11 protein-coding genes are annotated in these 13,048 nt (G+C 39.8%); all 11 read right to left on the bottom strand.

The features are described from left to right. Positions 1-110 precede the first annotated feature (110 nt). The gene (locus QM657_RS03185) at positions 111-1,214 is read right to left on the bottom strand and encodes an eIF2A-related protein (protein ID WP_415065089.1); all 1,104 of its coding nucleotides are present in this window, start codon (positions 1,212-1,214) and stop codon (positions 111-113) included. A 123-nt stretch (positions 1,215-1,337) separates the two neighbouring features. Further along, complete coding sequence (locus tag QM657_RS03190; protein WP_415065090.1) at positions 1,338-2,582, bottom strand: MFS transporter; 1,245 nt, start codon at positions 2,580-2,582, stop codon at positions 1,338-1,340. 78 nt (positions 2,583-2,660) lie between these two features. Next, positions 2,661-3,014, bottom strand: a complete 354-nt coding sequence (locus QM657_RS03195; RefSeq protein ID WP_415065091.1) for a DUF2200 domain-containing protein — start codon at positions 3,012-3,014, stop codon at positions 2,661-2,663. A gap of 3 nt (positions 3,015-3,017) precedes the next feature. Then, entirely contained in the window at positions 3,018-3,443 is a 426-nt protein-coding gene (locus QM657_RS03200) for a VOC family protein (RefSeq protein ID WP_415065092.1), read from the bottom strand. Positions 3,444-3,661: 218 nt separating this feature from the next. Then, complete coding sequence (locus QM657_RS03205) at positions 3,662-4,984, bottom strand: MFS transporter (protein ID WP_415065093.1); 1,323 nt, start codon at positions 4,982-4,984, stop codon at positions 3,662-3,664. 119 nt (positions 4,985-5,103) lie between these two features. Beyond that, on the bottom strand, positions 5,104-6,888 hold the full coding sequence (locus QM657_RS03210) for a toll/interleukin-1 receptor domain-containing protein (protein WP_415065094.1): 1,785 nt from the start codon (positions 6,886-6,888) through the stop codon (positions 5,104-5,106). A gap of 780 nt (positions 6,889-7,668) precedes the next feature. Then, positions 7,669-9,060 carry a dihydropyrimidinase gene (hydA, locus tag QM657_RS03215; RefSeq protein WP_415065095.1) on the bottom strand — a complete coding sequence of 464 codons (1,392 nt, stop codon included), beginning with the start codon at positions 9,058-9,060 and terminating at the stop codon, positions 7,669-7,671. A 362-nt stretch (positions 9,061-9,422) separates the two neighbouring features. After that, entirely contained in the window at positions 9,423-10,139 is a 717-nt protein-coding gene (locus QM657_RS03220) for an MBL fold metallo-hydrolase (protein WP_415065096.1), read from the bottom strand. Between the two features lie 283 nt (positions 10,140-10,422). After that, a complete protein-coding gene (locus QM657_RS03225) occupies positions 10,423-11,064 on the bottom strand; it encodes a Vat family streptogramin A O-acetyltransferase (RefSeq protein WP_415065097.1) in 642 nt (213 codons plus the stop codon). Between the two features lie 24 nt (positions 11,065-11,088). Then, positions 11,089-11,973: a hypothetical protein gene (locus QM657_RS03230; protein ID WP_415065098.1), complete on the bottom strand. Its 885-nt coding sequence runs from the start codon at positions 11,971-11,973 to the stop codon at positions 11,089-11,091. A 467-nt stretch (positions 11,974-12,440) separates the two neighbouring features. Then, positions 12,441-12,788, bottom strand: coding sequence for a cupin domain-containing protein (locus QM657_RS03235; protein ID WP_415065099.1), 348 nt, complete (start codon positions 12,786-12,788; stop codon positions 12,441-12,443). Between the last annotated feature and the right edge of the window lie 260 nt (positions 12,789-13,048).

Below are 13,048 nucleotides of genomic sequence, written 5' to 3' on the forward strand. Positions count from 1 at the left end.
CATTCCCTGAGCAGTCAAAAAGGGGATGTCGTTTGAGCCTGACATCCCCTTGGGGTAAAGATATATTTAAATTATACAGAACTGAATCAATGCGGTTTTTATGATCGCCGTTATTTCTTTAAGGAATATTCCAGGTAAACAATGCTGCTATGGTACTGTTTTCCATCCCACTGGGAATAAACAAGCTCTTCACCGGAGGGGCTCCAGCAGGTAACTACAGCTCCGGCATCTGCCGCAGCCTGAACAGACTCATCCGTCAACATATCATAAATGTATAAAATGCCGGCCCCGGTACTGCTTTCTTCTCCCATTACACTGTAAGCAATCATCCGCTGGTCAGGAGACCAGGATATTCCGCCAAGCTCAATTCCTTCCGCAATTGTTTTAACATTTTTTCCATCCATGTCACAGAGCAGCAGAATCTGTTTTGATCCGTTATACTGCAAAACCAGCATCTGATCTCCGGCCGGAGAGGGATATACGCCGGAAATATTGGTCAAACCGAGGTTCACTGTTTCCTTATCAGACTGATTCAGAGCCATTAAAGTCATATCATCAGCAGTATTATAGTAAACGGTATCTTTTATCTTCTCAATAATAAATACAGCTTTTGGGTCCAGCTCTTCAAAAGAAGCAATGTGTCCATCAGCAGTTGCGTAATAGGCGCCATTCACATATCCGGCTCCAATAATCGTATCTTTATCAGCCCACTTGGCACTCCCCGCACTTCCAATCGGTTCTCCTGAAATGTCAAAACCTTCCAGGCTCTCCATATTAAGCACATGATACGACTGATCGCCCAGACTGTAGCCATGGTATAAAAGATTTTTCTTATCAGGCGACAGCTTTGCCCCGCCCAGATTAAGTTCTTCCTGTTCTTTTAACAGCTTATATTCCTTCGTCTTAAGATCATACAGGTACAGGCTTCTAGGATAAGAGTCCGCCAATTCTTCCAGCGTCATTTTTCCCAGAGACTCATTTTCTTTCGAAACAATGACAGTATCCGAATCCAGCCAGTCAGAAATCTCCAGATTTTCATAGTTATCAGTCCTGACTATGGATACGCCGGGATCACTTGTCTCATTGCCTGCATTATCGGTACTTGTTATGGAACTTTCCGGTTCCTGTGCCGTCACTTCATTATTTTTATTTTCTGCACTGCATCCCGTAGTTATTAACAGGATCAAAGCGCATATGATTTGTATCCTCCTCATATCACCCACCTCCTTGAGATATATCCACACAGCACTGCCTCTGGTCTCACTTTAGCGTGTGAATATATTCGAAGTTTCTAACATAAGCCTTAGCCTTAGAAATCATATCCCTGAATGCTCACACTACGATTTGCCTATCTCAATCAATGAATGGGCCCGAAGCAATGCAAGACCGCTGGCAAATATTACCACGCCGGTTCCAATCAGGAGCCACTCAATTCGCACAATATCGCTCAAGGGGCCAAATACAGCCATTCCGAGGGGCATCGCTAACCCGCTGAACATCATCATCACGCTGAATACGCGCCCCATTTTATCCGGATCGATTTTACTCTGGAGCAGCGTCATACTCGGCGTGTTAAACAACGGCATCGTAGCGCCGCAAACCAGCATGACACCCAAATATACCCAAAAATCCGGCACTACGCCCAGCAGAAATCCGGTTAAACCGAAGGAGGCACAAGCCATAACAATCGTATGGGCTTTATTTTTGAAACCGCCCCAAACGGAAATCAATATGCCGCCTGCGACTGCACCGATTGAAAATACAATTTCAATTGCGGTCAATCTCCAGACATCATCGCCGAATGTACGGGCTGTCTGAAGCGGAGTGAGTAAAGCTGCGGGAGACGCAAAAAAGCTGAAAAATGCGCTGTAAATGATAATAATTTTCAACCACGCCTTGGAATTGATATACCTAAGGCCCTCCCCCAGTTCGTGAAAATATGCCGTTACACCAGTCTTTACTTCCCCTATATGCGGAATCTGGGACACCTTAACAAATATCAAAACGATGCTTATGCCTATTGCCGCAGTTACCACATCAATGAAGAAAATATACTCAATGGGCAGAAACGACAGCAATGCGCCCGCCGCCATGGGTGCGACAAACATATTCAGCGACTGGATTGAGCTTTGTATGCCGTTGAACCGCTGCAGGCTGTCCGTTGGAACGATTTGCGGTATCATTGCGGATACGGCGGGCTGCTGTATGCCTTGCCCAAAGGACCGGGCAACTACAACGATGAACATAAGCCATACATTTTTGTATCCGGAAATGTACGCGACTGCCAGGCCCAGCGTTATCAGTGCGATACCCGCATCGGATATTACGATAAGGTGTTTGCGGTTATGCCTGTCGGCCCATACGCCCGCAAACGGCGAAATCAGCGTCATAGGCAGTAACGCAGCGCAGGTGAACAGCGTCATAATCACACCCGATTTCGTTTCAAGCGTGATCTGCCAGGTTATGGCATGCTGCACCAGCATCGAGCCGAACATTGACATGAACTGCCCAATGATATATAATGTTGCATTACGTTTCCAGTTAGTCATTTCATCTCCTCTATTGAAAGCCAGGTAATCCAATTACGGCCTCCCATCTTCCAGGTGGCCTGGAATCAATACCTATCTCTCAAAATTCCTTTTTACATAATTATTGCAGAATTATCTGTCTCTCAGCACCTTCTCCATGGCCTTACCTTTTGCCAGTTCATCCACCAGCTTGTCTAACCAGCGAACCTTCTGCATGAGCGGGTCTTCGATTTCTTCGATACGAACTCCGCAGATCACTCCGGTGATTTTAGGAGCGTTGGGATTGATTTGAGGGGCTTCGGCAAAAAACGTTTCAAAGTCAGCTTCTTTATCCATTTGAGACTGTAATTCCTGTTCACTGTAGCCGGTCAGCCACTTGATGATGGTATCGACTTCTTCTTTCGTGCGCCCTTTACGTTCGGCCTTTTGAATATACATGGGGTAAACGCTGGAGACTTTCATTCTGTATACACGGTGGTTATCCACTTTTTATCCCTCCAATTGTCCAGGCGTTTCTTCAGCGACTACATTCCAGTTCACACCGAACCGGTCTGTTACTGCGGCGTGGAACACGCTGTAAAAAGTCTCAGTCGGCGGAAGCGTCACCTCGCCGCCCGCGCAAAGCGCGTCGAAAATAGCTGCCGCTTCCTTGCCCGTAGGTACTGTGGCGGTCAGCTTGATGTTATTGCCGTTATTGTTCGGTATCGCTTCATCAGCAAACCAGACGTTCGTACCGCAGATAGACATCTCGGCGTGCATAACCCAGGTGCGCAGCAGTTCAGGCGGTGTCTTTGACCCCTCCGGCATATAATCACCATAGGGCAGGACCTTTGGCTCTCCGCAGGAAAAGGCGGAGCGGTAGAAATTCAGTGCATCTTTACAGTTACCGTTGAATGTAAGATAAGGTGTAATCATGATTTCTTCTCCTTTGTTTCGTTTTCTGGCCCAGACAGGAATTTAAAACGCTTTCACTCGCTTCTCTGAAAATCCATTTTGTTATTATGAACGGACAACTGGCTTTTTATGTCATTTCAGGGGAAACACACCGGGTTATGGTTGTTTATTTTCTGTTTCAGGAAAGCATATGGACAGCAGTCCTGGGGCGGTTTTCTCATTGCTGTAACAGCTTAAGTTTAATCACCTGCACCGCAAGCCGCAGAATCATCCGCTTCCTTATACACTTTAGCGAATTCAGGATCACGGATACGGCCAACGATAATAATCGCCACGACAAAAATAGTGAACGTAAACACAAATGGCAGGCGGCGGTCAATACTTGACAGCCATCCGGCTAAATAACCAAACGGTGAGGCAAACGCGATGGTAAAAGACATAATCAAAGCATTAATACGGGCCCGCTCCTTTGGATTAATGTTTAGCTGGAGCAAAGCATCTTTACGAGGCACTACAAGAGCATTGGCTACTGCCACAAGAAAGACATAAATGATAACACACAGCATATTGCCGATGGGCGTCAGGATCAGAAGAACGGAACATGCGGCGTACAATACGAGACCGATCCACATGGGTATCCGAAATTTCACTGATTCCAGACGGTGCTGTATTCCAATCATGAAAATCAGCATCACTGCCGCATTCAAAATAGGGAAAAAGGCCAGATAACGATCCGCGAGGCCCAGTCTTTGTGTCACATACAAGCTGAAGAAATTGATACTGATGAGATTCGTTATATGTAATATCACTGAAACAATAAGCACTTTCATAATCTCTTTATTCATCAGCACTTTAGGTATCAAATCCTTGTACTCGTATAACATTTTTAAAACAGGAGTATCTTTTGTCTCGGCCATGCGAATCTTTCCTTGCCGGGTTTCTTCACAATGCCGAAAAGTAATAATCGTCTTAATCACCATGTTCACGGCAAAAACCAAATATAAAACACGGACAACCGGAACCACGGTAAAGAAATTTATCAGCAATCCCGAAATCGGTGCAAAAAAGATTGCAATCAGGCCGCCGATATTCACCCAGGTATATATTCCTAATAAATCTTTGGAATCCGCATCTTCAATCAATAAGCAATACCATGCCGTCTGGTTGATCTGCTCAAAACTGTTAAATAAAACGGCAATTAAAAAGAGCCAAAAGTTTCCCGAAACAGCCCATACGAGGCAAGCAATACCCCAGCCAAAGAAATCGCCCATCATGGTTGTAACCTTACGCCCCAGCTTATCGGTGATTATCCCGCCAAAGAAAGAAAAAAGCACCTGAACAACCATGGAAATCGACAGAATCAATCCGATCTGAACGTCCGTTATTCCCTGGGTGTACATATATAGTGTGGCAAAAGGGGCGATTAAGTTATGGGGAATACCCCATAGCGGTTCCATGAAAATCAAAGTTCTTGGATTTCCTTTGTTGTTTTTTAATAATTCAATTAGCGGGTGTCTCCGCAGATCTTTTAGTTTTTGTGCTGTATTCACTGGTTTCTCCATTCTGTGACGGTTTTTGTATTTATGGCTGTTTCGTTAAGCATATAAATTCAAAATAATGTTCTACAAAAGCAGTTCTATATTCGCTACTGATAATAAGGGGGCAGTATCATATCTGAAAATTAGAAATTGTTATATAAAGCTTCCCCATCACGAATCAATTCTCGTATCTTCTTTTTCTGATTAGCATTACACGCTTCTATCAATACATATAATTTTTCAATAGTTAATTTAACCTTCCTCATTGTATCATCCATACGAATTTGATTTCGTTCTAGCTTAATATCAATTCCGTTTATCAAGGCATCTAAATTGGTGTTTCCTAACAAATAGTCACCTATAATTATTAAATTTTTTTCAATTTTGTTATAATACCCATCAAGTATCTTTTCTTTTACTATCGAGAATAGTTCTCTATATTCTTCAACATTAGTTTCCTTTACAATTGTATATAAAAGAGAAGTCGCATTATAGTGTTGTAATAGAAAATCTTTTGAATTATTTATAATTTCAAGAGACTCTTTTAAATTAATTTCGGCAATAACCTCTAAGGCTGTTTGTTTAATTTCTTTATTTGTTGAATCAGTAAATGTTTTTAAAGCATCTACATCATCAATCGAATTGAAAATATATGCGATATTATATTCATCTCTTAAAGTCTCAAGTGTAAGCAATATTGAATATGCATCCAATTGTATGAGCTTATTCCATATCTGCCTACTACCTTCAACAAGGTTACCTGCACCAGTCAATAAAGCAATCATTAAATTGGCATTATGAATATCATTTTCACCAAATGAATCAAATAGCACTCTTCTAATATCATTTCTAAGTTTTGGACTTACTATGAAAACCCCCTCTGATTGAAATCCATATTCACACAAAATACTTACAAGATTCAACCTCTCCTCTTCATTAGATTTATTCCAAAGAATATACCATTCCTCAAAAATTTCATCAATACCTAATCGATTATATAATTTACACATGCACATAATAATCTTACTATCACGTTTTTCTCTCGGCTGTTCTTGAATAAATTCCCACAATTCCCGTGCTATATCGATATCTAGTTGTGTATTAAGAAAGTAATTCCAAATACTTTTCTCTAAATCCTGTTCTTTACATGATTTCAATATTTTCAATATCTTTTTCTGTTGTATTTTTAAACTCTTAGTCTTCTCCAAAACTTTTATTGTGCTTTCAATTACTTGACTTTCTTTCTTTTCAAGTAATTGTGTTAAACCTAACTTTACAATCGCATCATTAGGACAGTATCTACAGATATCTATCAATGAGGTTAATGCATCTATAGATATTCTTGTATCCGCAAATAGTTTATTTAATGTTTGAACAAATGTATCCCTATAAAATAAATTCCTTTCAGAATATCTAAAACTTTCCAAGAACTCTATAAGTTCATTCTCGTTTTCAGTGTTTTCAATTTTCTCAATTACTTGAACTGCATTTAACTTATACTCTGTAAATTCGTTTGCATCATCTTTTATCTCACTAATATCAAAACGTTTAATCAAAGCTGATATATTTTCATTATATTTTCTAGTTGTAGACATATCAGCATATAATTTCCCTTTTAGAAACCCAGGTAAGTCACACTTCCCTGCGAGAACAGGAACAGTTATTATCCTTCTCCCTTCTATTTCATTATTCATAGCAATATCTAATTCTCTTTTTACCCATTCAGAACGAATAGAATCTTCTGATATTAATGCTATCAAAAAGTCCACACGATCCAATCCATCTCTTATTTTCTCAATCAAAGAATCCCCTAGTTTTATTTCAGACTCATCAATCCATGATTTAATCCCATATTTATTTAACTCTTTAGCTATTTTTCTTGCTATTGGTTTATCTTTGTAATTGTGGCTTATAAATACATTAATCATATAAATTCTCCTTAGTATTCTTTTATATTATTTGAAAACTACCTGAATACTCTTTAATCACACCCACCATTTCTGGTATAGAATGTTTTTCTTGACCATTTTAATTCCTCTATTGCATCGGATACCCTATAAATCGATGTACTTAAATCCTTTTTACTTTCGCACTATAAACCAAGTGTACTTTAAGACCGTATTTATTCTCCATATATTCTGTTATCATTTTATGGGAAACGTTTTAGCTATTTCTATATTTTTCTGCCTTTTCAGCAACCGTTCTAACAGGGTCTCACCATCTCCCTCACTAAACTCTACATTTACATTGATATATGTATCTATCTTTGTGTAGGAAAGAAGTACAACTGTTTCAACACTAACCTCTTATTTTTCAAGTGATAATATCAATTATAACATGACAACTCCTATTTTTCGATGTCCAATTAATATAATAAAAGCTGCCAATAATAAACCCCTCTGTGTACTAAGTATCTTAAAGAGCGCTGCAAAGACCAAAAGATGCAGAGGACAGCATTGAAAATCATCGTATAAGAATTGCGTAATGCACCATAGCTTATCCGTTTAGAGAACACACCATTCCTAGCCATTACAGGTGGCAAGCTTGACCCAAACGGGGAAGTGACGGCCTTTCTTCACATCTTTCTGCCCAAGTCTAAAAGGTGCCGGTGTTCCAAAAAAGCCAACACCGGCATCTCTCATTAAACACGGACCCTCCACTTTTGCAGTGAATCCAGTGCTATTCTATAGATATAACAATCAGCAGTTTTAAGCCTCCGCTAATACGCTCTTATGGCGTTTCAAATATTTTCCGTCGCCTTTCTTTCCAAGGAATTCATTATCTTTGACAATGACATTTCCTCTCAGCAGTACAAGGTCAATATCACCTTTAACCTTCATCCCTTCATAGCAGGTGTAATCAGAGGCACCATGCATATCCCCATGAGTCAAAGTGCGCTCCTTATTAGGGTCTAAGATCACCACATCCGCGTCAGAACCCGGTAAAAGTGTTCCCTTCTGGGGATATATGCCATACATGCGGGAAGGATTGGTGCATAAATATTTCACCATCTGAGGAAGTGTAATTCTTCCCTTTTGTACTCCTTCTGAAAAAACAACCAGCACTCGCTCTTCCACGCCGGGAGCGCCGTTAGGGCAAGCGGTAAAATCATTGGCACCCGCCTGTTTTTTTGTAGTGAAATGGAAGGGGCAGTGATCCGTTCCAATGGTATCAAGCACATTGTCCTGCAGCGCCTGCCACATGGCTTCAATATCCTCTTCCTTGCGAAGGGGCGGAGAAAGGATTGCCTTAAATCCTTCGATATCATCCTCGTACATCTCATCCGTCAGGGCCAAATACTGGGTGCAGGTTTCCACTGCAAAATTCTTCTGATGGGCGGCCCTAGCCTTCATGACTTCAAGAATACCTTCTTTGCTGGATAAATGCACGATATAAAGCGGTGCATCCCCTGCCATGGATGCGATATGCAGCAGTCTGTCCACTGCTTCTGCCTCGCAGCGGGCCGGGCGGCTTAAGGGGTGGTATTTAGGCTGTGTACAGCCTTTTTCCACATAGGCCTTTTTGAGATGCTCTATAACACCGTCATTCTCACAATGTACGGCAATCACAATTCCATCCTCTTTTGCCTGCTTCATAACCTGGTAGATCGCATCATCATTCAGCTTTAAATTATAGGTTGTATAAACCTTAAAGCTGGTAATTCCCTCTTTCCGGGCGATTTCACCCATTTCTTTCAAAATGGATTCATTGACATGCTGAATCACACCGTGAAATCCATAGTCAACTACCGCCTTGCCATCAGCCAGTCTGTGATATTCCTCCACCTGATGCCAGAGACTGCATCCAACCGGGCCAAATGCCATATGGTCTACAATGGTCGTCGTTCCTCCGCATGCTGCTGCAACCGTACCATCATAAAAATCGTCTACCGCACGATACTTTCCAGCTTGTAAATCCATGTGGGTATGAACATCCACACCGCCCGGAATTACATATTTTCCCGTGGCATCAATCACTTCAGCGCTCTCATCAGGAAGGTTTGTTCCGATCGCCTTAATCAATTCACCTTCTATAAGGAGATCTCCCTGAAACACTTCCGAATCTGTAACAATCATGCCATTTTTAATTAATTTATTCATAATGCCTCCTTATGAGCTTGTAATGCTTCTGATTGTATAGTACACCCAATATTATATACTTGTCTATGCTTTTCTTTCGGCTGGATATGAAATCCTTTGAGAAAAATTACTAACAGCAGACAGCCGATGACTGCTCCGCAATCTTTGAAGGCTTCGGTCTTCTCTCAACTTTTCGGCTGTATTTTCTGCTTTCAGCCAGTTTCAAATATCTACTCTGCCTGCGCAATTGTGATCATATTATTTTGCCCACTAGGCATGGATTTTTTCAGACTGCTCTCGCAGCCAAAAATGCCTGTGAATTACCAATTTAAATTATTCAGAAGCAAAATTTACTCATCTTTTTCATATGCTGTCATATTTTCTCAGCGATCCAGAAGAGAGTTCATGATATTAAGAATATCCGCTTTACTTACCGGTTCAGCATGTCCCATTACACAAGTATCAAATTCAAATTCTTCAATCGCTGTAATCAAAGAGCGCAATTTATCTTTATCTAAGCAGCAATTATTGTAATAATCTACGCCAACAGCATCACCTATGAATAACACTCTTTCCTGAGGTACAAATATGCAAGTACAATCTTCGCTATGAGGGGATATGATATGGTGTAATTCTACAACAATATCTCCCAGATCAATTTCCATATCTTTACTGTAAGAAATATCGGAAGTCATTACCCGTATCTCCGAAAGCAGCGGATATTCCTTACGAATACAGGTGTCGGCAAATTCAATTTCAGCTTTTGCTTCTAACCTCTTTTTCATTTCGGAATCTGTCCATTTCCACTCAGCTATTTCTGCAAGTTTATCATTTGTCTTTTTATGGGCAATTGTAATGCCTTCCACTGCATTCATACCAAAAGTATGATCCCAATGCCAATGAGTAATTGCAATGAAATCTGGTTTTCTTAAGCCTTTATTAGTTATAGAATCATTAAATAATTCAACATGTCTTCTGGAGTTCCCTGAATCCACCATTAAAGAATATTTTTGTCCGCTTATATATCCAAGAGCCGGTCTATCAGCCTCTTTACTATGCATAGTATAAAAAACGTGTTCTGTTAACTGTTTTAGTTCCATATAATAAATCCTCCTGGAATATCTAAAATTTTATATAAGTCCGCATTACCGACATTTCATTCCACTTTATTTTTCTTTGGCAAGCAAACCCTCTTTCTATGCCTTGCGGATTCAATGGATGCGTAGCCAAAACCTGGCTATTACTCAATAGCGGCATATATTTCAGTAAAACTGGATTTATAGTACATCAGACCACTGAGTTATGAAATTCATTTAAAACCTGAATACAGACAAGCTCTTTATTTAACTTTTTAAATTATCACATCACCTTTAAGCCAGCCATTTAAAAGTCCTGTTCCATTAACTGTTTTAAACCGATTTCTGATGTCAGCTTTTCAAGATTATCAAATATCCTCTTTTCGTCCCAGTCCCACCATTGAATTTTCAGCAAAAATGCGATGGTTTCATCACTAAATCGTTTCTTGATAAACTTAGCCGGATTCCCGCCATGTATTGTATAAGGTTCAACATTTTTTACTACAGTAGAGTTTGTGGCAATGATTGCACCATCGCCAATTTTAACACCCGGCATAATAGTCACATTTTGCCCGATCCAAACATCGTTGCCTATCACAGTATCACCCTTAAAAGGCAATTGCTCCACTGTCGGAGTGACCTTTTCCCAGCCGCCGCCAAAGATATTAAACGGATAAGTTGTGATTCCGTCCATTCTGTGATTTGCTCCATTCATGATAAACGTAACACCTTCTGCTATTGCGCAGAATCTGCCTATTATTAATTTATCCCCCAGGAACTCATAATGATGTTCTATATGATCATAGAACTTCTCCGGAGAATTCTTATTATCGCTATAATAGGTATATTCTCCAATCTCAACATTTAACCTTTCAGGTAGATTACTTATATAACAAACCGTCTTTATATTTTCATTTGGATAAAGTTTATTCTTATCTGGTCCAATCATAACCATTCGCTCCTTCCAGTCTAATTAAATTGTAGATAAAGATGTGAATCCAGCCTGCCAGTAAATTAATTGACCAATTTTTCCGCATTCCTCAGTAAACCATATTGCTCCGTCTTGTCCTAGAGCCAGGCCATGAGGTTCCGAATCTGTTGTAGGAATCTTATATTCAATTATTTCGCCACACGGTTTAATCCTGCCAATCTGATTACTTCCCCATTCTGTAAACCAAAGTTCGCCGTCTTTACCCGGTATGATTGCATGAGGTTTCGCATCCTGTGTTGGCAGGGAATATTCGGTAATTTGGCCTGACGTGGTGATTCGGCCTATTTTATTGCCGATTATTTCTACAAACCAGACAGCATTATCTCCTCCTTTGCAGATTCCAACGGGACCAGAAGCTGGAGTTGGAATGTCAAATTCAGTTATATCTCCGGATACGCTAATTCTACCGATCTTGTTGCCCTGGTTCTCGGTAAACCAAAGGGCTCCATCTGGCCCCTCTGTAATCATTGATGGAAATAAACCGGGATTAGGTAAATCATATTCTGTAATTTCCCCACTCACGGTGATTCTTCCAATTTTATTGCCGTTAATCTCTGTGAACCACATTGCTCCATCAGGGCCTGATGTTATTCCACAAGGGCCTGAGCCGGCTGTCGGTATATCATATTCTGTCATATTTCCTTCCAATGTAATTTTTCCTATCTTATTGGCTTTATATTCTGTAAACCATATAGCTTCATTAATTCCTTTTGTTATGATCAGAGGCTCTGCGTGTGGAGTTGGAAGAAAGTATTCTGTAATTTTACCTTCTTTTGTAATCCGCCCTATTTTATTTCCTTTGTTTTCTGTAAACCACATAGCCCCGTCATGGCCTGCTGTAATTCCATATGGTCCTGATTTCTCCATGGGAAGCTTATATTCACTCGCTTTTTATCCTTTCATTTTAAAAATAAAAAACCTTTCCTAAACTGAAAGTCTCGGAAAGGTTATAAGTCTCATTATAGAAATTTAATATAAAGAACTATTTTAAAACAGAAATAGTCCTTTCATATTATATAAATTCCAGTTAAATTGACCCCATTATGATCCTATCCGAAACTTACAGCAGTTTAAGCAACACAAACCAGCATACCTTGAATATTAAAAGATATGTCCGCTTTGTCTATACTACTATAACTCATAAAAAATGGATAAGATTATATGATCATTTTAACTGATTACCTCGTGTTTATTTTTATACATTTAAAGTATATTACATTTAAGCTGATAAATCAATGATTCTGGCGCTCATACTTTCTTTTCTACAAATCAGCTGCACTAATTATAAGATAGCAGCTCCCAGTGATCGATGTATATTCAAGAAAGATAAGCCATTAAACGTTTGCATCTGTTGCAAAAGCCTCTGAACCCATTGGTGAAATTGTGACGTAAAGGCGCAGAACACCTTCACCGGTATTTATAACCTGCAGGCTTTCCTGTCCATCAACCTGCATTAACTCGCCTACCTGCAACGGAGTTTCATTGCCATCTGTGACAACATTGGCATTGCCTTCCATAACCTGCAGAAAAAGAGTTGATTGCATATGAGTGTGTCCCGGCAGTATTTCCCCTTTGGCAATGTTTAGAACAAAGGCAATTACATCATCACTTTTGAAAAGCATCCGCTTGGCAATTTTTCCTTCTGGCTCATGAAAATAATCATTAAAAATAAATTTGTTCATAGATAAATCCTCCTTTAATTTAAGCTTAAACTTTAATATACCCGAATTATGGCATATAATAACTAATTTCTTTTCTGCAAAATGTTCAAATATTTTATAAGGAAACAGCCAGGATAAATCACAATGAAAAATGTGGTTCAAGGTTATGTATTGAAGTTTATCGGCAGCCATCCATTACACATAATCCAAATATATGACTCTCTATACCAATTATATCATCAATTGGAATCTCTTGTCTATTGGCCATGGCAACAATTCCC

Origin of the sequence: Lacrimispora sp. (assembly GCF_047605665.1) — a bacterium.
Lineage (GTDB): Bacteria > Bacillota > Clostridia > Lachnospirales > Lachnospiraceae > Lacrimispora.

What these genes read in the sequence shown, in the direction of transcription:
- QM657_RS03230 (WP_415065098.1), bottom strand. Translation starts at nt 11,973, where the DNA reads ATGGAGAAATCAGGACCATATGGAATTACAGCAGGCCATGACGGGGCT.
- QM657_RS03220 (WP_415065096.1), bottom strand. Translation starts at nt 10,139, where the DNA reads ATGGAACTAAAACAGTTAACAGAACACGTTTTTTATACTATGCATAGT.
- QM657_RS03200 (WP_415065092.1), bottom strand. Translation starts at nt 3,443, where the DNA reads ATGATTACACCTTATCTTACATTCAACGGTAACTGTAAAGATGCACTG.
- QM657_RS03235 (WP_415065099.1), bottom strand. Translation starts at nt 12,788, where the DNA reads ATGAACAAATTTATTTTTAATGATTATTTTCATGAGCCAGAAGGAAAA.
- QM657_RS03205 (WP_415065093.1), bottom strand. Translation starts at nt 4,984, where the DNA reads ATGGAGAAACCAGTGAATACAGCACAAAAACTAAAAGATCTGCGGAGA.
- hydA (WP_415065095.1), bottom strand. Translation starts at nt 9,060, where the DNA reads ATGAATAAATTAATTAAAAATGGCATGATTGTTACAGATTCGGAAGTG.
- QM657_RS03210 (WP_415065094.1), bottom strand. Translation starts at nt 6,888, where the DNA reads ATGATTAATGTATTTATAAGCCACAATTACAAAGATAAACCAATAGCA.
- QM657_RS03225 (WP_415065097.1), bottom strand. Translation starts at nt 11,064, where the DNA reads ATGATTGGACCAGATAAGAATAAACTTTATCCAAATGAAAATATAAAG.
- QM657_RS03185 (WP_415065089.1), bottom strand. Translation starts at nt 1,214, where the DNA reads ATGAGGAGGATACAAATCATATGCGCTTTGATCCTGTTAATAACTACG.